Raw genomic sequence first — 21,981 nt, forward strand, 5'->3', positions numbered from 1 at the left:
TGACAGATCGCATCCTTCACGACCACAAATAACCAAATGGTTACAAATTGCCATGTTTGACGGAAGCGGCTTTCGGGAAAAGGCCGCCTTGGGAGGAAATTCATGAAACGTATCGGCGTCATCATGCACGGCATCACCGGCCGCATGGGTTACAACCAGCATCTCGTTCGCTCCGTTCTCGCTATTCGCGATCAGGGCGGCGTGCTTTTGAAGAACGGCGAAAGGGTCATGCTTGACCCCATTCTGGTCGGCCGCAACGGCGCAAAGATCGAGGAAATCGCGAAAAAGCATAATGTCGCCCGCTGGACGACCGATATCGATGCGGCGCTTGCAAACCCTGACGATACGCTGTTCTTCGATGCCGGCACGACGCAGATGCGCGGCAGCCTGCTGGAGAAAGCCATCAAGGCCGGCAAGAACGTTTATTGCGAAAAGCCGATTTCCGACACGATGGAAGAGGCGCTGGCGATTGCCCGGCTCGCCGAAAGCGCCGGTATCAAGCACGGCGTGGTGCAGGACAAGCTGTTCCTGCCCGGCCTGCGCAAGCTCGCCATGCTGCGCGACAGCGGATTTTTCGGCAAAATCCTCTCGGTGCGCGGTGAGTTCGGCTACTGGGTATTCGAGGGCGACTGGCAGCCGGCGCAGCGCCCGTCATGGAACTACCGCCTGAAGGATGGCGGCGGCATCATTCTCGATATGCTGTGCCACTGGCGGTATGTGCTCGACAATCTGTTCGGCCCGGTAAAATCGGTGAGCTGCCTTGGCGCCACCCATATTCCGGAACGTTTTGATGAGCAGGGCAAAGCCTATAAGGCGGATGCGGACGATGCGGCCTATGCCACTTTCGAGCTGGAAGGCGGCGCCATCGCCCACATCAACTCTTCATGGGCGGTGCGGGTGCGCCGCGACGATCTCGTCACCTTCCAGGTGGATGGCACCCATGGTTCGGCGGTGGCAGGCCTGACCAAATGCTTCACCCAGCACCGCACCAATACACCGAAACCGGTGTGGAACCCCGACCAGCCGCAGACCATCGATTTCTACAAGACCTGGCAGGAAGTGCCCGACAATGTCGTCTATGACAACGGCTTCAAGGCGCAATGGGAAATGTTCGTGCGCCATCTGGTGGACAATGACCCATGGCCCTACGGGCTGATAGAAGGCGTGAAGGGCGTGCAGCTTGCCGAACTGGGGCTGAGATCGTGGAAGGAACGCCGCTGGCTCGACGTTCCCGCTATTTCCTGAGGAGGCGATGTTGAGCGAACTCAAACTACCGAAGGACGACCGTAGTATCGAGGTCTACAAATTGTCCGGCACGCCCGTCGCGGTTGAAAAACGAAGTGCCGCGGATTTCAACCGCGTCGCTTTCGCCGCCGCCCATGTGGTGGCCGATCCGTTTGCCGATAATGACCCGTGGTTGACCCCCGCCATCGACTGGGACGCGACGCTGCGCTTCCGTCACCGCCTGTGGGACCTTGGCCTCGGTGTCGCCGAGGCGATGGACACGGCGCAGCGCGGCATGGGGCTCGCTTGGCCGCAGGCGCAGGAACTCATCTCCCGTTCGCTGAGGGAAGCAGCCAGCCGCAAGGATGCGCTGATTGCCTGCGGCGTGGGCACAGACCATCTCGATAGTGGCGGTTATGATCTAAACCAGATTATCGACTCTTATCTGGAACAGCTTGATTTTGTTCAGGGAGAAGGCGGACGCGTTATCCTTATGGCAAGCCGCGCGCTGGCCGCTGCTGCCCGCTCGCCGGATGATTATCTCAAGGCTTATGCCAGGGTGCTTTCCCGCGCCGAGCAGAAAGTGGTGATCCACTGGCTGGGTGAAATGTTCGATCCCGCACTCGAGGGTTACTGGGGTTCCGGTGACCACATGCAGGCCATGGAAACCTGCCTTGCCATGATCGAGGAGAATGCCGACAAGATCGACGGCATCAAGATTTCGCTTCTTTCCAAGGAAAAGGAAATCGTCATGCGCCGCCGCCTGCCGGCTGGTGTGCGCATGTATACCGGCGACGACTTCAACTATGCCGAATTGATCGCCGGTGACGAACAGGGGTACTCGGACGCCCTGCTCGGCATTTTCGACGCCATTGCGCCGGCCGCCTCCAAAGCTCTCGCCAGCCTGAAGCGTGGCGCGGACAATGAGTTCTTCGATATTCTGGAGCCGACGGTGGCGCTGTCGCGCCATATCTTCAAGGCGCCCACCCGCTTCTACAAGACCGGCGTGGTGTTCCTCGCCTATCTCAACGGGTTGCAGGAGCATTTCACCATGGTTGGCGGGCAGGAAAGCACTCGCTCCACGCAGCATTTCGCCGAGCTTTTCCGGCTGGCGGACAAGGCCAATGTGCTTGCCGAACCGGATCTCGCAACGCACCGCATGAAGGCGTTTCTTTCGGTCCGGGGCATTGGCTGAGGCAGCAGAACCAGGGGAGATATCGATATGAGCCTTGAGGGCCTTTCCATCAATTTCGCCACCGTGCGCCAGGGCGGTGCTTTTGGCGCCATCGTTGATGCCTGCCTTGCCCATGGCATCACCGCCATTTCACCCTGGCGCGAACAGGTGCACGGCGTCGGGCTCGCGGAAGCCGCCCGCATTGTCGAACAGAACGGCCTGCGCCTCAGCGGCCATTGCCGGGGCGGTTTTTTCCCCGCCCCCGATGCGGAAGGCCGCCGCCGCGCCATCGAGGATAATAAACGCGCCGTCGATGAAGCGGCTGCCATGAAGGCCGATTGCCTCGTGCTTGTTGTCGGTGGCCTGCCCGCCGGCTCCCGCGATCTGAAAGGCGCGCGGCAGATGGTGGAAGACGGCATGGCCGAACTTCTGCCCTATGCACGGGACGCCGGCGTGCCGCTGGCCATCGAACCGCTTCACCCCTTTTACGCCGCCGAGCGCGCCTGCTTCAACACACTGAAACAGTCGCTCGATCTCTGCGACCGGCTGGGGGCCGGCACCGGCGTCGCCATCGACGTCTACCACGTCTGGTGGGACCCGGAACTGGAGGAACAGGTGGCGCGGGCCGGCAGGAACGGGCAAATCCTTGCCCACCACATCTGCGACTGGCTGGTGCCGACCACCGATCCGCTCAATGATCGCGGCATGATGGGCGACGGCGTGATTGACCTGAAGGCATTTCGCGCCATGATCGAGGCTGCCGGCTTCCACGGCCCGCAGGAAGTGGAAATCTTTTCGCATCGCTGGCAGGCGCGGCCAATGGACGAGGTTCTGTCCACCGTGGTCGAGCGTTTCAAGACTGTTTGTTGAGATATCCGGGAGAGAGACAATGCCTGAAAGGGTGAAACGCAAACGCTATGCGCTGGTCGGCACCGGCAATCGCGGCACCACCATGTGGGGTCGCGAACTTCTGGCCGGCTGGAGCGATTATGTCGAGCTGGTCGGCATTTGCGACCTGAACCTGATGCGCGCCGAACGCGCCCGCGCCATGATGGGTTCGAACGCACCGCTTTATGACGATTTCGACCGGATGATGCTGGAGCAGCGCCCGGAACTGGTGATCGTCTGCACGCCTGACGATACACATGACGACATCATCATCCGCGCGCTGGAAGGCGGAGCCGATGTCATCAGTGAAAAACCCATGACCACCACCCCGGAAAAGATCGACCGCATTCGCGCCGCGGAGGCCAAAAGCGGCCGCCGGGTCGATGTGTCCTTCAATTACCGTTTCTCTCCCACCGCCGCACGAATCAAGGAACTGATCGACGACGGGGCCATCGGCACCGTCACCTCGGTCGATTTCCACTGGTATCTCGACAACCAGCACGGTGCGGACTATTTCCGCCGCTGGCACGCCTTCACCGAACATTCCGGCAGCCTGTTCGTGCACAAGGCCACCCACCATTTCGATCTCTTGAACTGGTATCTCGATTCCGATCCCGTCGAAGTGAAGGGTTTCGGACAGCTGCTGCATTACGGCAAGAACGGCCCGTTCCGCGGAACGCGCTGTCGCACCTGTCCGCACAAGGATGAGTGCGATTATTTCATGGATCTCGGCGCCGATCCTTTCCTCGATGCACTCTATGAAGATCCGTCGAGCATTGACGGTTATATGCGCGATGCCTGCGTCTTCCGCGAAGAGATCGACATCCCCGATACGATGAGCGCCTCGATCCGTTATGCCAGCGGCGTGCAGGTTTCCTATTCGCTCAATACCTATATGCCGATCGAGGGTCATCACATTGCCTTCAACGGCCATAAGGGCCGCATCGAGATGCGCCAATATGAAAAGCAGCCCTGGACGGAGCCGCCGGCCGATGAAATCCTGCTGGTCAAAAGCTTCGGCGGCGGTGTCGAGCATATCTGGGTGCCGCATGAGCCGGGCGGCCATTATGGCGGCGACAACCGCATGCGCGACATGATCTTCAAACCGGGCTCGAATGACCGGCTGCGCCAGCGGGCAGGTTCACGCGCCGGCGCCATGTCGGTTCTGTGTGGCGTGGCGGCGCTGAAGAGCGCCCGCGAGGGCGGCTCCGAAGCGGTGAAATCACTGCCGCTCTAGAATCTTCGGCGCGCGGCCGCTTCGACAGCGGGCCGCGCGCTGCAACTGGCAAAAAGAACGGACGATATTCCGCAGATTACGCGCCTCTTCCATCCCGATAATATGATCATCGGGGGAAGAGAGAGTGAATTATGTCCAGTTTTGAAGCCTTCGTTCCGCTTATCATCATCGGTGCCAGCCTGTTTGTTTTCTTCAAATGGGTGGGACGCGATATGAACAGGGACGAGAAAAAACCGCGATCCCGCCGCTGACGTATGAACAGCTGCCATAACCCGGCACAGCTGCGGAACCTCGCGCTTCTGCCGGCGTTTTCCTTCCAAAGGAGAACAGGCCATGATGCAGCAGAAAAAACCGAAGAAAGACGAAAAGAGCCCTTCCAAGGCCAGCGAAATTCCGCCAGCCGGCCCGCACGCCAAACCTTCGCTTACCGATTATGACAAGACGCCGGGCGCAGGCAGCCTGCCGGATGGCGACAACTCGAAGGATGTTTCGCCTGGTGCCGGTTAACACGTATCCCGTGCGGCTGGCAGCTACAGAGCATCGCGGAAAACGTTTTAAAATAATTACTTACAAGAAATACTAAGATAACTTAACGTATTTTCCACCGCGCCCTCGTTGCAAAATTGAAAATTCCGGCTATATTTGCCCAATCGACCATTGCTTGTGACCGACGCTCCAGCCTCCGTGCTCTCGTTGGATTTCCTCTCAAATAATCGATCCAATCCCGCAAGGTATCGCGGGAACCACAACGATTGCTACGAAAGGAAATCGTTATGAACACTGGTACTGTAAAGTGGTTCAACGCCACCAAGGGCTTCGGCTTCATTCAGCCTGACAACGGCGGCACGGACGTTTTCGTTCACATCTCCGCAGTTGAGCGCGCAGGTCTGCGTTCGCTGAATGACGGCCAGAAGGTCACCTACGACATCGTTCAGGACCGTCGCTCGGGCAAAAGCTCCGCCGACAATCTGCGCGCTGCCTGATTTGTCATTCGCGCCGCTGGCGTTAATACGGCAGCGGGCGTAATGATTCTGAGAGGTCGGGTTAAGCCCGGCCTTTTACTTTTTTTGGCCATGGGAGGCTCTCATGCGCAAAAATCTTTACCGCTCCGGCGATGCGATTGTCCTCAAGGCGGGCGTCCTTGGCAGCAATCAGCCCAGCGGTCCTGGCCGGATCACAATGGTTCTGCCGGAAACACAGGGTTTGGTTCGTTTCAGGGTTCGTTTTCAGAACGAGAACTTCGAACGGAACATTGCGTCCGATGAAATCGATACCGCTTCGTCCTCATCGAGAGGAATGGATGCGGAAAGTTTAGCACCCCGTGCTTCGGGATCCAGCTGGATCAACTCGAGCACGATCAAAGTCAGAAAATAGCAGCGACGGCTGCTTTTAAGGAGATATTTTGCAGGTCATCGTCAGAGACAACAATGTCGAGCAAGCGCTTCGCGTCTTGAAGAAGAGAATGCAGCGCGAGGGTATTTTCCGCGAAATGCGTGCTCGTGAAGCTTACGAAAAGCCCTCGGCAAAGCGCGTTCGTGAAGAAGCCGAAGCCGTGCGCCGCCACCGCAAGCTGGCGAGAAAAAAGATGCAGCGCGAGGGACTGCTGCCGGCTCCTAAAAAGGCTGCCCGCACCCGCTAATTGCTAATCCTGCCTTCCCGCAAAGGAGAACGTCATGACCGAACCAAAAGAGGCTGTTTTCAAACCCGAAAAACTGTCCTCTCAGGATAAGGCCTCGATGACGGACAAAGCGGCAAGACAGATTATCACTGCCGAATCCGACCAGCGTACGCGCAAGACGGAACGGCTTCGCCAGCTTCGCGAAGCGCAGGAGGCGGCAACCGCCGCCACTCCGCACCCACCTGCCAAAAGGCCATCCGGTAAAAAATAGCGCCGTTGCGCATTTTGCCGTCGTCTACTCGAAAAACCTCTTGAACCTTATACGCAACAGGCGCACCTTTCGCCTGTCAGCAACCTGTTGAAGGGCGCTGGTGATTGAGGACAGACAGTCCTCGCCCCAAGCGAAAGGAGGACGTAATGTCTTCCGAGTTTTATTCACCAAGTCTTTCACGCAACCTCGTCCGCACCGGCGGCGCGGGGTATCGGGAAAATGCGTCGCTGCGCCTGCTTCTGAACGCAGCCGAAGAAACGGCCATCCGCCAGGATCGCGACGCTTATTTTGCAGCCTTTCCGGATTTCGGCGTCCAGACCGACGTGTCGAAGAGAACCGTTCCAGCGGGCCGCATCCGCCTGTCCAAGCCGACCCTGTCCTTCGGGAAACAGTCACTGCCGGGACCATCCTTGTCCTGACGGTGAAACCGCTTCCCACCCCTGCCCGCCTTGAGCGACGATGCTCAAGCGTCACATCAGATACTGCTTCAACATGAGGAGAACACCATGGCCAAGGGTCAATTGCGCAGCAACAAGGAAGTCCGCAAACCGAAGAAGGACAAGACCAAGGCTGCAGCCGCAGCGCCGACCGGTTCGCAGGTCAAGTTCGCAAACGCCACGACGGCGGACGGCAAGAAGAAATAACGGGGGCGTCTCAAGTGGCCGCCGGCAAATTATGGAGGGTAAAACATCCTTTTAATTGCCGGACTTGTTTTGGCCACATTGCCCATCTATATAGCTCATATGGCAACTGCTGGTGAGCGCGAATGAAATTGTCGTTCGCAGTTGTTTTAGTCGCTTTAGACTTTTGACCACGGATGTACTGGCACTGGTGTTGAAAGCGATATGAGGAAGGTCGGTGCAATATTGCCCCGGCCTTTTTTGTTGCCTGCGATGCAGCGGATGACAGATGCCGCAGATTACAAATATCTCCGAACGTGCGATCGGCAGCCGAATTAACTTGCCTATCAGCCCCAAAGGGCGCACGATTCCCCATCGGTAATTTATGGGCGTTACCGCCGTCAGGCTGATATGCCGTCCCAAAGCCCCCGTCCTGCGCATGTCGTTGACCGACAGGACTTTTCGCAATTTTTTAAACGACATGCACGGCGGCATCGGCCGGGACACCGGAAATGGTTTTCCTTGGTATCGCCCGTCGTTTCAAAACGTTGAAGCGTCCTTGCATGGCGTCCGGAAGGACGCGTGACGCTCCGGCTTTGTGTACTCCACAGAAAGGAGGACGTCATGCCTTCCACTTGCGACAATTGCATCATTTCATCACAAGACCTGAAAATGCTTCAATCGGTGCTCGAAGGTCTGGGTTATGACCACCACCTCGTTGATGACGAGGCTCTTCTTTACAACAATGCGGCCCGCAAGGTGATCCAGCTGTTTCAGGACGGGTTGACCGACCCGGACGATCTTTCGGGCGAAATGCTTTTTCTGTTCGGCGCTCACAAACATGAACGCGTGAAGGCCTGGAAGCCGCTGCCGCGTTACGCGATCCAGGGCCTGCCGCCGCTTTATCGATGATGGAAATGCCCTCGTGCCTTGCGTGAAGGGCAACCTTCAAAATCACCGATGAAAATAACGGCTTGGCAAATGCCGTATATCAGGCAAGACTGAAATGGAGCGTCCTGCACGCGTTCACGCGCAACACGGGACGCTTCCCGTATGGAATTTGCAGCATCGGACATTGCAGAACCGCGACTGGCTTGCGGCAATGTCCTGACCGGGTTTCATATCGGCAAGTTTTGCGTCTGCGTGGAGGGTGGAGTATGACGTATGACTGGAGCGGCCGCAGGATGCGGCGTATGCGAGCGGCGAAACTGACGATCATCAGCCTCGTCGCGGCTTTCGTGCTGACGGCTCCGATCTTTGCGCATTACTGAAGCCACGCAAATTTAACGTCCGATCAAACCGTCTGGCTGATTTTGGCCGGCTTTTTTCAGGCGGTTCTTCACCCATTTCTGAACGGGCTGATCATAATGCACCGTCAGCCACCATGACAGGCAGGTCGTCCCGACCAGGAAAACGATGCCGGCCGGCAAAGCCATGTTCGTCCCATCAACCGTGGGTATCAGAAGCTCCGTCCAGGCCAGAAGCGGAATATGCAGGACATACACCGCATAGGACGCCGTACCCAGGAACGCCGACACGACTGCCGTCCTGCGGCCCGGAACCGTCTGGCTTGCGACGAACAATAACAGCGGCCAGATGAGCAGCACGACCGCCAGATCGAAGAATGGTCGAAGCTCCCGCGTCATCGGCACGGCGAGGATGAAGCAGACCAGCAGAAGACAAAGAACAGCCTGTACTGGCCGCAGCTGCGTCGCGCGGTTGCGGTAACGATAAATCAGCACGCCGACGAAAAACGAGAAAAATACCCGTCCCATGCCGGCATACATCTCATGCCAGCGAAAACCCGCATGCAAGCGGCCAAACTCAGCGGCGGCCACCATCAGCACAATGGCGCTGACGGCCAGCACCGCAGCCGTCTGTTTCGCCGTCGCCCGCACACCCCAGCGGGCATAAAACACATTCACCACCAGCTCGTTGAACAGCGACCATGCCGGGCTGACGAGAAACAGCGCACCGTTGAGGGTGAGCGTGAAGGGAGCCGGTAGAAAGAGAAGCCCCGTCACCAGAGCGAAAGCCAGCTCGCCCGGCTCGATATGCCGATGAAGATCATCGATCGGCGTTGGCAGGCCCAGTACATAAAGACAGATGAAATAGGCGGCCATCAGGGCCAGCGCCAGGCCGTAAAGCGGATAAAGACGGGCAAAGCGCGCCTTCATGAAAAAGCCGGGGGAAATCGCCCCCTCGAGCAACTTCCTGCTATAGGCATGCGCCAGCACGAAACCGCTCAAGGCAAAGAACAGATCCACCGCGAGATAGCTCGACGCCGTGCTTTTTCCGAAAAGCTGCTCGGCATGACGGTGAACGATGAAGACGGCAGCCACACCCCTTATGCCGTCGAGCAATATGAAGCGTTCCGGGGATGATTGGACCATGATATTGTGGCTCGGTGGGGCTGAACGATATTATTCCGCAAAAACGAGGTTTACCGCGCAGCGGCTCATCGCTTCCAGTCACAAACTGTTTAACGCAGCATACACCGCGCAATATTATGAAACACTTCCCCTTGGCCGACACTCTTCCGCAGACGTGAAAGGCATGCTACGTCCGGATGTCATCGATGCTTTGCCCCTTTGACTTTGCGCATCACGCCCCGCGAAAACCGGCTTCGATTTTTGTGAGGGATACCCCGGGCGCAAATTGGGATCGGGCGGATCGGAGACAGGCAACTTTCGCGGAGTCCCATTATGTCCAGCATTGCAGACCGTATCAGAAAAATCATCGTGGACCAGCTGGGCGTAGACCCCGCCACGGTCGTCGATGACGCCAATTTTGCTGACGATCTCGGTGCTGATTCCCTCGAAGTCGTTCAGGTCGTCATGGAAATCGAAGAGGAATTCGGCGTGGAAATTCCCGATTCCGCCGCAAACACCATCCTGACCGTGGGTGATGCCATCCGCTTCATCGAAAAAAACAAGGCTTGATTTAAGGCTTGATTTTGGGCGTGCCCGGCAGCGGCGGGTTTACCCCCCGCTAACAGCGCCGCAACGGGTCGGGTTTCGACGCAGGCGGCGCGGCCTGTACCAGACCATGATATTCACCAGAGCGACGGCTAGAAAGACGGCCGGGCGTCATCCGCCCGGCGTATCTTTCGCTGGGCGCAAAAGATATATGATAAAATTAGTCATGTTTATTGCCACGGGGTGATTTTTCACCTATGCAGCCCGGGATCGCTCAATCCTTCCGACCGGGAACCCGCCTCATGTGGAGCAAGCCCACGTCCCGCGCGCTTATCGATGATGCCGTACAGCTCTATTATGAGGAACTGTGCAAGGCCATGAACCGGCGCGGACACACGACTGCCATTTCGCAGGAGATCGTCCACGATCTTTACGTGCGGCTGACCGGCAAACCCCGGCTTCCCGAAAATACCTCGCTCATCCGCGCCTTTCTGGTGCGCGCCTGTGCCAATCTCGGCATCGACCGCCGCCGCCGCGAACAATTCGAGCGCAGGCTGTTTTCCGGCAGCATGGAGGAAGCGCTTGCCGCGCCACAGCCGGTTAATGATGCCGATAGCCTCGCCGACCGGGAACATCGCCTGAAAGTGCTGCGCCGCGCCGTCATGTCCATGTCGCTACAGCGCCGGCAGGTCTTCCTTGCCAGCAGCATCGGCAACCTGAATTCGGTCGATATCGCCGCGCGAAGCGGCATCAGCAAAAACATGGTCGATCGTCATCTGCGCAAGGCCTATCTGCATTGCCTTGAGTGCCTGGAGGAAACGCTGTGACGGGATCGGCAAAAAGCGCCTCGACGCTGCGCGAAGAAGCCGTCGACTGGTTCCTGCAACGGCGGGAAAGCCCGGACGACCTCATACTGGCTGCGCATTTCGATGCCTGGATCGCCGGAGATGAACGACATGCAAAGGCTTATGAGCGTGTCCGATGTCTTATGGGCGACGCCGGCGCCCTTCTGGCGGGTGATCAGGCGTTTCTGGCAAAGGCAACGCGCAGACGCGGCGGCGGCAAAGCCAAAGCGGCGGCGGCCACCATTGCCGGCGTCTCGCTGCTTTCCGCCTTTTACCTCACCGACATGCCCATGCGTCTGCGTTCCGACCATATGTCCGGCACGGCGGAGCAACAGGTCGTTACGACGCCGGATGGTTCGACCATCACCCTGAATGCCCATTCCGCGATTGCACTGCGTTTCTCGAAAGAGGAGCGGCGCGTTGTGCTGCTGCGCGGGGAAATTTTCGTTGAAGTCGCCCCCGATGCGGCGCGGCCTTTTTCAGTCGAGGCGGCAGGCGGCACGACAACCGCGCTCGGGACAGCCTTCGATGTCGATATGCGCAACGAAGCAACGAGCGTGACGGTGCTGGAACACAGCGTGCAGGTGGAAACCGGCAAGCAGGGCCAGAATGGCCGGGTTCATGAAAACCAGCGCGTCGATTATTCGCCCAACGGCCAGCTTGGCAGCATCGAAACGGTCGATCCCTCCTCCGTCGCCGCCTGGCGCAACGGTCGCTTCATCTTCGAAGACAGGCCGCTTGCCGAAGTGGCGGAAACCTTCGAGCGTTATCTTCCCGGCCGCATCGTCGTGACGCGGGAGGGCCTGCGGCAAAAGCGGCTGTCGGGCAATTTCGACCTTTCCAACCCGAATGCCGCTCTTGCGGATCTGGCCGCCGCGCTGGAAATCCGCCTCATCAAAGCCGGCCCTTATCTGACGGTTCTTTATTGAGTGAAATTTTTTCGCCGGGGGTGTCCTTAAAAAACGGGCCCATTCGTTCGTGGAGCAGAACAATATCTGCCGCCCCGGAGAGGTGCCCGAAATGACCAGACCAGAACCCGCTTTCCGCCACGGGACACGCGCCCGCGCATCGTTATTTTCCCTTTTGCTTGCCAGTGCGGCCATGGCGGCTATTCCCGCACAGGTCTTAGCGCAGCAGACCCAGAAGGTGGCGATCAACCTGCCCGCCGGCAACATGGCGACCGCGCTCAATCGTCTCGCCAGCCAGTCCGGCCTGCAGATGGTCTATGACGCCTCCGTTGCCAGGGGTCTGAAAAGCGCTTCCGTATCGGGAACCATGACGCCGGCCGAGGCGCTGGAGCGGCTGCTTTCGGGAACCGGCATTCGTTACCAGTTCATCGGCGAAAAAACCGTCCGCATGGAAATGGCCAACCGTTCCGCCACCGCCTCCGAGGGTGGTGAAAGCACCGTGCTCCAGCCGATTACGCTCAAGGGCGGACGCGTCTTCAACGGCGATGCCCCAAGTGTGGTCGAGATCGATCAGGCCGCCATCGAGGCCGCACAGTCCAACTCCCTGCCGCAACTTCTTCAGAAAACCCCGGGCGTCAGCGCCAGCGGCGGCGTGCGCTCGCAAGGGCAGTCCACCTCCATTCGCGGCTTTGCCCGGCAGTCCGACGTGCGGCTGCTGCTGGATGGCGCACCGAAGAATTTCGAGCGTTACGACCAGGGTACCGTCTTCATCGATCCGGAACTGCTCAAGCGCGTGGAAATCCAGAAAGGCGCGACATCCGTCCGTTATGGCAATGGCGGCTTCGGCGGCACCGTCATCATGGAAAGCAAGACGGCTTCCGACATGCTGAAACCGGGCCAGAGCTTCGGCGCATGGGGCAAGACCAGCTTCCAGTCGGCCAACAAGCAGAAGCTCGGATCGGCGGCGATCTACGGCAAATCCGATTTCGGCGGCCCCGTGACCTATGACGGGCTTGCCTCGATCATCTGGCGCAAGAGCGACAATATGCGCGTCGGCGGCGGTCAGGTCTATGACGCGTCCAACGACAAGATCACCTCTTTCTCCGCCAATGCCGGTGCCGCCTATGACGGCCACGAGCTGCGCGCTTCGGTCATCTACGGCAAATCTGGCGATTACGGCCCGCTTGCCGCCAATCGCGGTGATCTCGGTCTGACGGCCTACTCCATCAAGACCTATGGTTATGATCTCGCGCGGCTGAGGGCACTGGCCTGGCGCGACATGGAGGATTTTTCCTCGACGCTGAAATATTCCTATGACGGTGACAGCGACCTTGTGAATTTCAAGGCGATGGCGAGTTTTTCCGCCACCAGCCTCGACATGACCCGTCCGGCCATTCCGGGTTTCGTTCCGACAGGCTCGCTCGGCGGCATGCAGGACGACACGAAATATACCGACTTCAAGCTTGAGGCGGAAAACACATCCAATTTCGAGCTCGGCGGCGTGTCCCATGTCGCCAATTATGGCGTGCAATATATGCGCCATGAGCGGGACTCGTGGATGTACGACATCGCCAACCGCACCAGCGCTCAATATAATTACGGCCGTTATGCCTCATGGATCAAACCGGAAGGCAAGCAGGAAACCATCGCCGCCTTCTTCCGCGACGAGATCAGCCTGACCGACACGTTCAAGGTGACGCCGGGCATCAGGTTCGACCATATCCGCTCGCAAGGCGTGCCCAATGCCGCGCCGCGTTACAACACACCGGCCGCCGGTCACGATTATTCTGCCGTGTCTCACAGCGGCGCGACGCCGGCTCTCAGCATGCGCTGGGAAGCGGTGCCCGGCACAACCTTCTTTGCCGACTGGGCCTATGCCATGCGCGCGCCGGTCATTGACGAACTCTATTCAAGCCAGAGCCTGGCAACCACGGCGTCGGGAACCTCGCGTAACCTGAAGGTCGAGCGCAACAACAACTTCAATCTGGGTGTTTCCCAGCGTTTCGATGATGTATTCCAGAACGGCGACAGCCTGACGGCGTCGATCGGCGGCTTTTACAACAACGTCACCAATCCCATCACCCGGCGGTTCGGCAGCGCCAACCTTGCCCGCGTCAAGAATGTGCCCTTCTACTGGAACACACCGTCCTACAAGATTTACGGCCTCGATGTCTCGGCGAGCTATGATTCCGATTACATCTTCGGAAATCTCGGGGTTTCCTGGATGAACGGTTCCCGCAACGGCGCGGTCAACGATGTCTATGGTCCCGATACCTATATGAACGACCTGTCGCCGCTGACCGCCAACCTTCAACTGGGTTACAAGCTGCCGGACTGGGATCTGGCGCTCAGCTGGAACGGCCAGTTCGTGGCCCATCAGGAGCGCACGCCCGTCAATCAGGGTACCGGATATTTCTACGCGCGGCCCGAAAGCCTGGGTTACGCCGTGCACGGCATCGCTCTCGACTGGACACCGAAGGAAGGCATGTTGGCCGGGCTGGAAGTGCATGCCGCAGTCGAAAATCTGTTCGACAAATATTACTTCCCCTATCTCAGCGATGGTATCGCCGCCCAGCCGGGCCGTAATTTCAAGCTGTCGATCAGCCGCAAATTCTGATCCCGGAAAACCAAAGGGGCGGAACCGTTTCCGCCCCCCTTCGCCCTTTTTTCACCCCGCAAGCAGATTTTCGGCATAGGCCATCATCAGCGGCCCGACGCCTTTGGCGTCATCGGAGACAACCGGCTCGGTCAGGTAATAGTCCGGAGAGCCATCACGATAATTGCCCTCGAAGCCGCCAAGCCCGGCAACATGGACGATGCCGGTTAGGCGGACGACACCCTCTTCATCAGCCTTGAGCCGCGTTTCCAGCAATGCATCAAGCGCCCGGCGGCCAGCCGCGCGGGCAACATCCGCCTCTTTACCTGATAAGAGCCGCAACCGGCTCGCCCGCAGCAGGGCGTAAGCGAACATGGCCGAGGCGGAGGTTTCCTCGTAATTGCCGGCAAGTGCCGGATTATCGAGCACCTGCATCCACAAACCGTTTGGCGTCTGCCGTGCAACAAGTCCGGCCAGAAGCAGACGCGTCTTTTCCCGAAGCTGCGCCGTCCTGTCATCATCCGGCAGGATGACCAGTGCATCCACCAGCGCCATCGCAAGCCAGCCCACCGCACGCGCCCAGATGGCCGGCGATTTGCCGCTTGCAGGATCGGCCCAGCGCTGCTCGCGGCTTTCATCATAGCCATGGACATAAAGTCCGCCGGCATCCGCCGTCAGTGCAAGCGCGGTTGCGAATTGCCGAAGTGCATCGTCGATCAGTTCAGCGCGACCGGTCGCCTGCGCATATTCGATCTGGAAAGGCAGCCCCATATAGAGCCCATCCAGCCAGACCTGATGCGGGTAACGCTTCTTGTGCCAATAATTGCCCGCCTTGATGCGCGGATGGCTGTGGAGTTGGCCCGTCAGATGTTCCGCGGCGGCCAGATAACGCGCCTCACCCGTTTCCGCCGCCAGCGGAAAGAGGACGCGCCCGGCGAGAACATGATCGATATTATATTCTTCCGGCGCATAACCGGTAAGCACTCCACCGGCCGATATCTGCGCATCAGCCAGACGATGAAGATGTTCGCTCCAGCGCCGGTCTCCGTTCGCCTGGAACAGAAGCTGCAGCCCCCGATAGATACATCCATCCTCATAACACCAGCTGCCACCCTTGTAGTGCCGGTATCTTTTTGAGAATTGATCAAAATAATCAGTGGCTTTCATGAGTTTCCTCAACAAGATTACGACGCCTGCCAGCCCGACTTGCCAAGACCCTTCAGTCAGGGATGATGGGTTTGCCTTGTCCCATCGTCTCGACGGAAATTATGCCGCAGCTGATGGTGGCAGCTTGAACAGCGCCTCAGGATTATCCACCAAAGCACGTTGGCGCGCAGCGTCATCCGGCAGCCAGCCCAGAACCAGTTCCGCAAGCCTTGCATCATCGGGATAGGCTGCGGTCTCCCTGATGGAATTATGCGGCCAATTGGTGCCCCAGACGATGCGTTCCGGCGCATGGGCCGCAATCACCCGCGAAAAGGCGGCGACGTCTTCATAGGGCCAGTTGTCACGCGAACTTTCATAGACGCCAGCAAACTTGAACCAGAGATTGCCACGGTCGACGAGCTTCAGGAGTGCTGCCATCTCCGGGCCGTCGGTCTTGATGCCCTTGAAGAACTTGCCGTGGTGATCGAACACCCAGCGCGAGCGGATTTTCTCAAGACGCGGCAGGTGATCGAGCAACGTATTGCCATCAAACTGCACCGCCACCATCCAGTCGGCCGCATGCGCCCGCTCATCCACGGCTTCCAGCTCGGACAGGTTCACCGCACCGCCCGGCAGGTCCATGATACGTGCACCGACGGTACCGGCAGCGGTGAGGCTTTCCATGTCCTTTTCGGTGGTGCTCGCATCAATGATGACAACCGCGCGGGCCGCTTCGCCGATTTCAGCAACGCAGGCAAGCGTATTGGCATTGTCGCGCTGGTGCGCATTGCCTTGGGTGATGATGACCCGGTCGATACCGAGCCATTGCATCAGCTTCCGATAATCGGCGGGACCGGGAAGCGAGCCCGGCGGCAGGCCCGGCCCGCCCGGCAAGGCGGGGTAGCCGGGCAGATAAAGATGCATCTGCGTATCGACAGCGCCTTTCGGAAAAGCAGGGTTCGGCGCTTCACCCGTCAGCTGGCGTTCAAGCTCACTCATGCGTCCGGCATCCTGAATTCGACAAGGGCATCCCGGTTGATTTCGATGCCAAGACCCGGACCATCGGGAATGGCGACAACGCCATTGACCGCTTCGATCGGCTTGCTCAGAACCGCCTGCCGGAACGGATTATAGGTGCGGTCGAATTCCATGATCGGCTCTATCGGATTGACGCGAACGGGATCTGGCGTCATCGCCGCCATGAATTGCAGCGCGGCGGCGATCTGCACGCCGGTGCCCCAGACATGCGGCACGATGCGCACGCCATGTAACGTGGCAAGCGTGGCGATCTTCTGCGTTTCGGAAAAACCACCGCAGCCGCAGAGATCGGGCTGGAGAATATCCACGGCTCCGGCGGAAAGCGCCTGCCACATGCCGTAACGCCCATGCCAGGTCTCACCGCCCGCAACCGGGATCGGCTGGCCGGCTCGCACGTGGGCATAGGCATCCAGCTGTTCGGGAACAACAGGCTCTTCGAACCAGTCGATGCCATAGTCGGCAGCGCGGTTGCCGAGCATGATGGCTTCGGTGATGGTATAACCGTGATTGGCGTCGATCATCAGCCGCATATCCGGCCCGATCACCTCGCGCACGGCGGCGATGACCCTGAGGTCTTCTTCAATGCCGAAACCGATCTTGATCTTGCAGGCGTGAAAGCCTTCAGCCCGGCGCTGCGCCATCTCGGACGCATTATCGGACACGCGGTCGACACCATCGCGCTTGAAGCTGCCGGTGGCATAAGCGCGCACGCTTTCGCGCCAGCGCCCGCCAAGCAGCATTGAGATGGAAGCACCGTAATGCTTGCCCTTGATATCCCAGAGCGCGATATCGATGCCGGAAAGCGCCGTGAGGCTGAGGCCGCGCTGGCCCTGATCGCGCAGGGCATTATAAAGCACGGCCCACAGCTTTTCGGTCTGGCGCGGGTCCTGGCCGATAAGCCAGCCAGCATAAGCCTGAACCACGGCGGCGTTCGGTCTGGCCGGGCCAAGGCATTCGCCCCAGCCGACCGTTCCGTCATCGCATTCGATCTCCACCAGAATATGGGCGCGTCGATCAAAGCGCATGGAAGCGCTTTCAAACGGCGTGTCCAGCCGGTGTTCGAGCAGATGCGTGCGCACCGCAGTGATTTTCATGGCTCCCCTCCCGTTATGCCGTGATCAGGCTTTACGCTTGTGCGTGCCAATCAGGGCTTCGAGCATGCCGATTTCCTCATTGGTCAGGTCTTTCAGCGGCGCACGCACCGGCCCGGCGTTGAAGCCCTGCAGGCGCACACCGGCCTTGACGGCGGAGACGGCATAACCCTTGGCGCGGTTGCGGATCGCCATGAACGGATAGAAGAAATCCGTCAGGATGCGTTCGCAGGTGGCGCGTTCGCCGGCACGCAGCGCCGCATAGAACTCGTTGGCAAGGCCAGGTACGAAGTTGAAGACGGCCGAGGAATAAGTGGTGAAACCGGCGCCGAGATAGGCTTCGGCAAACAGTTCCGCCGTCGGCATGCCGCCGAGATACATCAGGCGGTCGCCCATCTTGGCGGTGATCTGGCGCACGAGGCCGATATCGCCGGTGCCATCCTTGAAACCGACAAGGTTTGGGCACTCGTCACAAAGACGCGCCAGCGTATCGGCCTGCAGCACGGAATTGTCGCGGTTATAAACCATGACGCCGATGCCGACCGACTGACACACCTTCTTGATATGGGCGTAAAGGCCTTCCTGCGGCGCATCGATAAGGTAATGCGGCAGAAGCAGAATGCCATCGGCACCGACCTTTTCGACCGAGCGGGCAATGTCGACGGCAATCTCGGTGCCGTAACCGCATCCGGATACGATGGCGGTTTCGCCGGCCACTTCCTTGGCGGCGGAAACGATGGTGGGGATTTCATCCGGCTTCAGCGAGAAGAACTCGCCCGTGCCGCCGGCGGCAAACAGCACCGGCGCTTTATAACCGGCGAGCCATTCGACATGCGCCCTGTAGCTATCGGCCGCAAAACGACCCTCGGCATTGAAATGGGTGACCGGGAAGGACAACAGACCGGAGCCGAGCGCCGTCTTTATTTGTTCAGGGTTCATCATCGAAATTCCTCTGCAAGTTCACTGACTGAAAGCCACCTAAGCCGCTTGCCGCATCTTTGTCAACAACTCATCATACATCTTGTATGATGAATTTCGAAAATCTGTGACAGATTAACGCGCCAGCCAGCCGCCATCGACATTGAGAATGGCGCCATGCACGTAATCCGCCGCCGGCGACGCCAGAAATACCGCCGCGCCGGCAATATCCTGCGAGTGCCCCCAGCGACCTGCCGGAATACGCTCGAGGATGGCCTTGTTGCGGGCGGCATCCGCACGCAGCGCCTCGGTATTGTTGGTTTCGATATAACCGGGCGCAATGGCATTCACGTTGACGCCCCTGGCGGCCCACTCATTGGCCAGAAGCTTGGTGAGACCGGCAACGCCATGTTTCGCCGCCGTGTAGGACGGCACGCGGATGCCACCCTGGAACGACAGAAGCGAGGCGATATTGACCACCTTGCCGGAGCGGCCTTTCGCCAGCAGCTCTTTCGCGAAAGCCTGCGTGGTGAAAAACAGCGCTTTCAGATTGACGTCCATCACCTCATCCCAATCGAGTTCGGAAAACTCGACGGAATCGGCGCGGCGGATGATGCCGGCATTGTTGATGAGAATATCGAAACCGGCGTCAGCGAAACTGTCCTTCGCCGCCAGCGGATCGGCGAAATCGATGAGCAGTGCGCTCGCCTTGCCGCCTTCTTTTGCGATTATATCAAGAGTTTCATCCGGCGCGCGGCGGGCGGCGCAGACCACCTCTGCGCCAGCGGCGGCAAGACCAACAGCAATCGCCTGGCCAAGACCGGTATTTGCGCCCGTCACAAGCGCCTTGCGCCCTTCAAGCGAAAAGGGGTTCCTCATTTCAGATCCCCCGGCTGGATGAAGTCCATGTCGGTGTAATCGACATTGTCGCCGGCCATTGCCCAGATGAAGGTGTAAGAGCCGATGCCGGCGCCGGAATGGATGGACCAGGGCGGCGAAATGGCGCCTTCTTCGTTGGAAATGAACAGATGGCGGGTCTCCTGCGGCTCACCCATCAGATGCAGCACACGCGACTTCTCATCCATGCCGAAATAGAGATAGGCCTCCATGCGGCGATCATGAATATGCGAGGGAATCGTATTCCAGACCGAGCCGTCCTCCAGCATGGTATAGCCCAGCACCAGCTGGCAGCTTTCCATGACCAGCGGGTGAATGAACTGGTTGATGGTGCGCTTGTTGGAGGTTTCCGTCGCGCCGAGCTTGACTTCCTTGCTGTTGGCAAGCGTGACGAGCTTGGCCGGCAGGCTGCGATGCGCCGGGCAGGAAGTGATGTAGAACCGGCCAGCGCCATCAAAGGTGACAGCACCGCTGCCCGCGCCGAGGTAAAGCACATCGCCGCGATTGAGCGTGTAGGTCTGCCCGCCCGCGCTGACGGTGCCGCTCTCGCCGATATTGACGATGCCCATTTCGCGACGATCGAGGAAGGACGGCGTCTTGGTTTCTTCCACCTTGTCCAGCGTCAGCGGCGCACCACCAGGCACCGCGCCACCCATGACGAACCGGTCATAATGGGTATAAATCAGCCTGATTTCACCGGAACGGAACATGTCGTTGGCGAGGAAATGCCGGCGGAGCCCTTCGGTATCCAGTGTTTTTGCATATTCCGGGTTCACGGCCTGCCTTGTTTCGACGGTCAACATCAAACTCATCCTTCATGATTGTTGCGTATGGCACATAATATATGTTATCCGCTTTTTGTACGATCTGTATGACAAGGTCAAGAGGCGCCGCCATATCTCGACTGCGTCGGAGACGGCAAAGCTGAGGGAGAATGGCAATGAAACGGCTTCTTGTTACCGGTGCGGCGGGCCAGCTTGGCCGCGTCATGCGTGAACGTCTCGCACCGATGGCCGAGATATTGCGTCTTGCCGATCTCTCCCCGCTCGATGCGGCCGGTCCGAACGAGGAATGTGTGCAATGCGACCTTGCCGATGCGGATGCCGTGAATGCCATGGTTGCCGGTTGCGACGGCATCGTTCATCTGGGTGGCATATCGGTGGAGAAGCCCTTCGAGCAGATCCTTCAGGGCAACATCATCGGGCTTTATAATCTCTACGAGGCCGCTCGCGCCCACGGCCAGCCGCGGATAGTCTTTGCCAGCTCCAACCATACGATCGGTTATTATCCCCAGACCGAGCGGCTCGGCCCCGACGTTCCGGTGCGTCCGGACGGGCTTTATGGCGTCTCCAAATGTTTCGGCGAGAACCTCGCCCGCATGTATTTCGATAAATTCGGACAGGAGACGGCGCTGGTGCGCATCGGCTCCTGCACGCCGGTGCCCAGTAATTACCGCATGTTGTCTACCTGGTTTTCATACGATGATTTCGTGTCGCTGATCGAGGCGGTGTTTCGAGCACCAGTGCTCGGCTGCCCGGTTGTCTGGGGGGCCTCGGCCAATGAAGCCGGCTGGTGGGACAATTCGCATCTCGGTTTCCTGGGCTGGAAACCGAAGGACAATGCCGAGGCCTTCCGGCAGCATATAGCCGAGACCACACCGATGCCGGACCCGAAGGATGCGTTGGTGCGGTTCCAGGGCGGCACGTTTGTCGACAACCCGATCTTCAAGCAAGGCTGAGTGATCAGCGGGATTGCAAGCCGGGCAGCGAATAACGTATCGAGGACATCCGGACGCAACCCCGCACCCTTTTTAGAACGGCGACACAGATGACAAAAGCGACAACCTCCGAACCGGCAGCTCCACAGGGCAGAACGCTTGTGGTGAAGGTTTCGGAGGAACTCCGCAGCCAGATCGCCAAGGGCCGTTACAAGACCGGCGACCGCCTGCCATCGGAAGCGCAGCTGACGCAGGAATTCGGCGTGAGTCGCACCGTGGTGCGCGAGGCGATTGCCTCGCTGCGCTCCGACGGTCTGGTGGAGCCGCGTCAGGGCGCTGGCGTCTTCGTGCTGGAGCCCGCGCCCACCGAGCGGCGGCCTTTCCACAATATAGATCTCGCCCGCGTCTCGTCGCTGATCGAGATGCTGGAATTGCGCACTGCCGTGGAAGGCGATGCCGCCGGCCTTGCCGCCATTCGCCGCTCGCCGGCGCAGGAAGAAAAGATCATCGAGGCCTTCGACGCCTTCCGCGCCAGCGCCGCCAGGGGCATTCCGACGGCCGAGGCCGATTTTGCCTTTCATCTCGCCGTGGCCGAAGCGACCAACAATCCCCGCTTCAGCGAGTTTCTGCAGGTGCTTGGCCCAACCGTCATTCCGCGCCGCGCCGTGGCTGATAATGGCGCAGAAACCGTGCTTTCACCCGCCGATCTCAGCCGTCTCGTCGGCGAGCATGAAGCGATCCTGATCGCCATACAGGATGGCAACGAGGATGCGGCGCGCAGCGCCATGCGCAACCACCTGAAAAGCAGCCAGACGCGTTATCGCGCCATGCTGCGTGCGCCGCGCTGAAAATCGACATTACAAGACTGAGGAGAA

At 59.2% G+C, this 21,981-nt stretch carries 26 protein-coding genes; 18 read left to right on the forward strand and 8 right to left on the reverse strand.

Annotation, left to right across the window (positions count from 1 at the left end):
• Window positions 1-102: 102 nt before the first annotated feature.
• The 11 genes from M0412_RS23345 to M0412_RS23395 all read left to right on the forward strand — a co-directional run bounded on the left by M0412_RS23345 (window position 103) and on the right by M0412_RS23395 (window position 7,056).
• The gene (locus M0412_RS23345; RefSeq protein ID WP_269702747.1) at window positions 103-1,245 is read left to right on the forward strand and encodes a Gfo/Idh/MocA family protein; all 1,143 of its coding nucleotides are present in this window, start codon (window positions 103-105) and stop codon (window positions 1,243-1,245) included.
• Window positions 1,246-1,255: 10 nt separating this feature from the next.
• On the forward strand, window positions 1,256-2,419 hold the full coding sequence (locus M0412_RS23350) for a dihydrodipicolinate synthase family protein (protein WP_269702745.1): 1,164 nt from the start codon (window positions 1,256-1,258) through the stop codon (window positions 2,417-2,419).
• A gap of 27 nt (window positions 2,420-2,446) precedes the next feature.
• Window positions 2,447-3,268 (forward strand): sugar phosphate isomerase/epimerase, encoded by an 822-nt coding sequence (locus tag M0412_RS23355; RefSeq protein WP_065116518.1) that lies wholly within the window; start codon window positions 2,447-2,449, stop codon window positions 3,266-3,268.
• A gap of 19 nt (window positions 3,269-3,287) precedes the next feature.
• The gene (locus M0412_RS23360) at window positions 3,288-4,523 is read left to right on the forward strand and encodes a Gfo/Idh/MocA family protein (RefSeq protein ID WP_142843213.1); all 1,236 of its coding nucleotides are present in this window, start codon (window positions 3,288-3,290) and stop codon (window positions 4,521-4,523) included.
• A gap of 333 nt (window positions 4,524-4,856) precedes the next feature.
• Complete coding sequence (locus M0412_RS23365) at window positions 4,857-5,030, forward strand: hypothetical protein (RefSeq protein ID WP_269702742.1); 174 nt, start codon at window positions 4,857-4,859, stop codon at window positions 5,028-5,030.
• A gap of 266 nt (window positions 5,031-5,296) precedes the next feature.
• Window positions 5,297-5,506 carry a cold-shock protein gene (locus tag M0412_RS23370; protein WP_046800412.1) on the forward strand — a complete coding sequence of 70 codons (210 nt, stop codon included), beginning with the start codon at window positions 5,297-5,299 and terminating at the stop codon, window positions 5,504-5,506.
• A gap of 103 nt (window positions 5,507-5,609) precedes the next feature.
• Window positions 5,610-5,897, forward strand: coding sequence for a cold-shock protein (locus M0412_RS23375; protein ID WP_142843214.1), 288 nt, complete (start codon window positions 5,610-5,612; stop codon window positions 5,895-5,897).
• Between the two features lie 28 nt (window positions 5,898-5,925).
• Window positions 5,926-6,162: a 30S ribosomal protein S21 gene (gene rpsU, locus M0412_RS23380; RefSeq protein ID WP_046800410.1), complete on the forward strand. Its 237-nt coding sequence runs from the start codon at window positions 5,926-5,928 to the stop codon at window positions 6,160-6,162.
• Between the two features lie 34 nt (window positions 6,163-6,196).
• Window positions 6,197-6,412, forward strand: a complete 216-nt coding sequence (locus M0412_RS23385) for a hypothetical protein (RefSeq protein WP_269702737.1) — start codon at window positions 6,197-6,199, stop codon at window positions 6,410-6,412.
• 146 nt (window positions 6,413-6,558) lie between these two features.
• Complete coding sequence (locus M0412_RS23390) at window positions 6,559-6,831, forward strand: hypothetical protein (RefSeq protein ID WP_269702735.1); 273 nt, start codon at window positions 6,559-6,561, stop codon at window positions 6,829-6,831.
• An 87-nt stretch (window positions 6,832-6,918) separates the two neighbouring features.
• On the forward strand, window positions 6,919-7,056 hold the full coding sequence (locus M0412_RS23395; protein ID WP_167379179.1) for a hypothetical protein: 138 nt from the start codon (window positions 6,919-6,921) through the stop codon (window positions 7,054-7,056).
• Window positions 7,057-7,107: 51 nt separating this feature from the next.
• On the opposite strand, the gene M0412_RS23400 is transcribed toward M0412_RS23395, so the two are convergent.
• On the reverse strand, window positions 7,108-7,515 hold the full coding sequence (locus M0412_RS23400; RefSeq protein WP_269702732.1) for a hypothetical protein: 408 nt from the start codon (window positions 7,513-7,515) through the stop codon (window positions 7,108-7,110).
• Between the two features lie 141 nt (window positions 7,516-7,656).
• Here M0412_RS23400 and M0412_RS23405 point away from each other — a divergent pair, with 141 nt between their 5' ends.
• Window positions 7,657-7,944 carry a hypothetical protein gene (locus M0412_RS23405; protein ID WP_269702730.1) on the forward strand — a complete coding sequence of 96 codons (288 nt, stop codon included), beginning with the start codon at window positions 7,657-7,659 and terminating at the stop codon, window positions 7,942-7,944.
• Window positions 7,945-8,315: 371 nt separating this feature from the next.
• Here the strand turns inward: M0412_RS23405 and M0412_RS23410 are convergent, their stop codons facing one another.
• Window positions 8,316-9,425: an acyltransferase gene (locus tag M0412_RS23410; RefSeq protein ID WP_269702729.1), complete on the reverse strand. Its 1,110-nt coding sequence runs from the start codon at window positions 9,423-9,425 to the stop codon at window positions 8,316-8,318.
• 312 nt (window positions 9,426-9,737) lie between these two features.
• Between M0412_RS23410 and M0412_RS23415 the strand changes: the two genes are divergently transcribed.
• The 4 genes from M0412_RS23415 (at window position 9,738) to M0412_RS23430 (ending at window position 14,320) form a co-directional block, all read left to right on the forward strand.
• The gene (locus tag M0412_RS23415) at window positions 9,738-9,974 is read left to right on the forward strand and encodes an acyl carrier protein (RefSeq protein ID WP_046800405.1); all 237 of its coding nucleotides are present in this window, start codon (window positions 9,738-9,740) and stop codon (window positions 9,972-9,974) included.
• A gap of 278 nt (window positions 9,975-10,252) precedes the next feature.
• On the forward strand, window positions 10,253-10,777 hold the full coding sequence (locus M0412_RS23420) for an RNA polymerase sigma factor (protein WP_046800404.1): 525 nt from the start codon (window positions 10,253-10,255) through the stop codon (window positions 10,775-10,777).
• On the forward strand, window positions 10,774-11,724 hold the full coding sequence (locus M0412_RS23425; RefSeq protein ID WP_269702725.1) for a FecR family protein: 951 nt from the start codon (window positions 10,774-10,776) through the stop codon (window positions 11,722-11,724). The genes M0412_RS23420 and M0412_RS23425 overlap by 4 nt, the downstream gene beginning before the upstream one ends.
• 91 nt (window positions 11,725-11,815) lie before the next feature.
• Window positions 11,816-14,320: a TonB-dependent receptor gene (locus tag M0412_RS23430; protein ID WP_269702723.1), complete on the forward strand. Its 2,505-nt coding sequence runs from the start codon at window positions 11,816-11,818 to the stop codon at window positions 14,318-14,320.
• Between the two features lie 51 nt (window positions 14,321-14,371).
• On the opposite strand, the gene M0412_RS23435 is transcribed toward M0412_RS23430, so the two are convergent.
• The 6 genes from M0412_RS23435 to kduI form a co-directional block, all read right to left on the reverse strand.
• Window positions 14,372-15,466 (reverse strand): glycoside hydrolase family 105 protein, encoded by a 1,095-nt coding sequence (locus tag M0412_RS23435; RefSeq protein ID WP_269702721.1) that lies wholly within the window; start codon window positions 15,464-15,466, stop codon window positions 14,372-14,374.
• A gap of 99 nt (window positions 15,467-15,565) precedes the next feature.
• Window positions 15,566-16,444, reverse strand: a complete 879-nt coding sequence (locus tag M0412_RS23440) for an amidohydrolase family protein (protein ID WP_269702719.1) — start codon at window positions 16,442-16,444, stop codon at window positions 15,566-15,568.
• Window positions 16,441-17,577: a D-galactarolactone cycloisomerase gene (locus tag M0412_RS23445; protein ID WP_269702717.1), complete on the reverse strand. Its 1,137-nt coding sequence runs from the start codon at window positions 17,575-17,577 to the stop codon at window positions 16,441-16,443. Before M0412_RS23445 ends, M0412_RS23440 begins: the two co-directional genes overlap by 4 nt.
• A gap of 24 nt (window positions 17,578-17,601) precedes the next feature.
• Window positions 17,602-18,513 (reverse strand): 5-dehydro-4-deoxyglucarate dehydratase, encoded by a 912-nt coding sequence (kdgD, locus tag M0412_RS23450; protein WP_269702715.1) that lies wholly within the window; start codon window positions 18,511-18,513, stop codon window positions 17,602-17,604.
• 114 nt (window positions 18,514-18,627) lie between these two features.
• Window positions 18,628-19,371 (reverse strand): 2-dehydro-3-deoxy-D-gluconate 5-dehydrogenase KduD, encoded by a 744-nt coding sequence (gene kduD / locus M0412_RS23455; RefSeq protein WP_269702713.1) that lies wholly within the window; start codon window positions 19,369-19,371, stop codon window positions 18,628-18,630.
• Window positions 19,368-20,192, reverse strand: coding sequence for a 5-dehydro-4-deoxy-D-glucuronate isomerase (gene kduI, locus M0412_RS23460; RefSeq protein WP_269702711.1), 825 nt, complete (start codon window positions 20,190-20,192; stop codon window positions 19,368-19,370). The genes kduD and kduI overlap by 4 nt, the downstream gene beginning before the upstream one ends.
• A 137-nt stretch (window positions 20,193-20,329) precedes the next feature.
• Between kduI and M0412_RS23465 the strand changes: the two genes are divergently transcribed.
• Window positions 20,330-21,127 (forward strand): NAD(P)-dependent oxidoreductase, encoded by a 798-nt coding sequence (locus tag M0412_RS23465; RefSeq protein WP_269702709.1) that lies wholly within the window; start codon window positions 20,330-20,332, stop codon window positions 21,125-21,127.
• A gap of 89 nt (window positions 21,128-21,216) precedes the next feature.
• A complete protein-coding gene (locus M0412_RS23470) occupies window positions 21,217-21,954 on the forward strand; it encodes a FadR/GntR family transcriptional regulator (protein ID WP_142843225.1) in 738 nt (245 codons plus the stop codon).
• The last annotated feature ends 27 nt before the right edge of the window (window positions 21,955-21,981 follow it).

The organism is Agrobacterium sp. O3.4 (assembly GCF_041414895.1).
In the GTDB taxonomy this organism is placed as follows: domain Bacteria; phylum Pseudomonadota; class Alphaproteobacteria; order Rhizobiales; family Rhizobiaceae; genus Agrobacterium; species Agrobacterium cucumeris.

Coding starts and splice junctions, on each gene's coding strand:
- M0412_RS23345 (WP_269702747.1), top strand. CDS start 103: ATGAAACGTATCGGCGTCATCATGCACGGCATCACCGGCCGCATGGGT.
- M0412_RS23355 (WP_065116518.1), top strand. CDS start 2,447: ATGAGCCTTGAGGGCCTTTCCATCAATTTCGCCACCGTGCGCCAGGGC.
- M0412_RS23360 (WP_142843213.1), top strand. CDS start 3,288: ATGCCTGAAAGGGTGAAACGCAAACGCTATGCGCTGGTCGGCACCGGC.
- M0412_RS23365 (WP_269702742.1), top strand. CDS start 4,857: ATGATGCAGCAGAAAAAACCGAAGAAAGACGAAAAGAGCCCTTCCAAG.
- M0412_RS23370 (WP_046800412.1), top strand. CDS start 5,297: ATGAACACTGGTACTGTAAAGTGGTTCAACGCCACCAAGGGCTTCGGC.
- M0412_RS23375 (WP_142843214.1), top strand. CDS start 5,610: ATGCGCAAAAATCTTTACCGCTCCGGCGATGCGATTGTCCTCAAGGCG.
- M0412_RS23385 (WP_269702737.1), top strand. CDS start 6,197: ATGACCGAACCAAAAGAGGCTGTTTTCAAACCCGAAAAACTGTCCTCT.
- M0412_RS23390 (WP_269702735.1), top strand. CDS start 6,559: ATGTCTTCCGAGTTTTATTCACCAAGTCTTTCACGCAACCTCGTCCGC.
- M0412_RS23395 (WP_167379179.1), top strand. CDS start 6,919: ATGGCCAAGGGTCAATTGCGCAGCAACAAGGAAGTCCGCAAACCGAAG.
- M0412_RS23400 (WP_269702732.1), bottom strand. CDS start 7,515: ATGTCGTTTAAAAAATTGCGAAAAGTCCTGTCGGTCAACGACATGCGC.
- M0412_RS23405 (WP_269702730.1), top strand. CDS start 7,657: ATGCCTTCCACTTGCGACAATTGCATCATTTCATCACAAGACCTGAAA.
- M0412_RS23410 (WP_269702729.1), bottom strand. CDS start 9,425: ATGGTCCAATCATCCCCGGAACGCTTCATATTGCTCGACGGCATAAGG.
- M0412_RS23415 (WP_046800405.1), top strand. CDS start 9,738: ATGTCCAGCATTGCAGACCGTATCAGAAAAATCATCGTGGACCAGCTG.
- M0412_RS23420 (WP_046800404.1), top strand. CDS start 10,253: ATGTGGAGCAAGCCCACGTCCCGCGCGCTTATCGATGATGCCGTACAG.
- M0412_RS23430 (WP_269702723.1), top strand. CDS start 11,816: ATGACCAGACCAGAACCCGCTTTCCGCCACGGGACACGCGCCCGCGCA.
- M0412_RS23435 (WP_269702721.1), bottom strand. CDS start 15,466: ATGAAAGCCACTGATTATTTTGATCAATTCTCAAAAAGATACCGGCAC.
- M0412_RS23440 (WP_269702719.1), bottom strand. CDS start 16,444: ATGAGTGAGCTTGAACGCCAGCTGACGGGTGAAGCGCCGAACCCTGCT.
- M0412_RS23445 (WP_269702717.1), bottom strand. CDS start 17,577: ATGAAAATCACTGCGGTGCGCACGCATCTGCTCGAACACCGGCTGGAC.
- kdgD (WP_269702715.1), bottom strand. CDS start 18,513: ATGAACCCTGAACAAATAAAGACGGCGCTCGGCTCCGGTCTGTTGTCC.
- kduD (WP_269702713.1), bottom strand. CDS start 19,371: ATGAGGAACCCCTTTTCGCTTGAAGGGCGCAAGGCGCTTGTGACGGGC.
- kduI (WP_269702711.1), bottom strand. CDS start 20,192: ATGTTGACCGTCGAAACAAGGCAGGCCGTGAACCCGGAATATGCAAAA.
- M0412_RS23465 (WP_269702709.1), top strand. CDS start 20,330: ATGAAACGGCTTCTTGTTACCGGTGCGGCGGGCCAGCTTGGCCGCGTC.
- M0412_RS23470 (WP_142843225.1), top strand. CDS start 21,217: ATGACAAAAGCGACAACCTCCGAACCGGCAGCTCCACAGGGCAGAACG.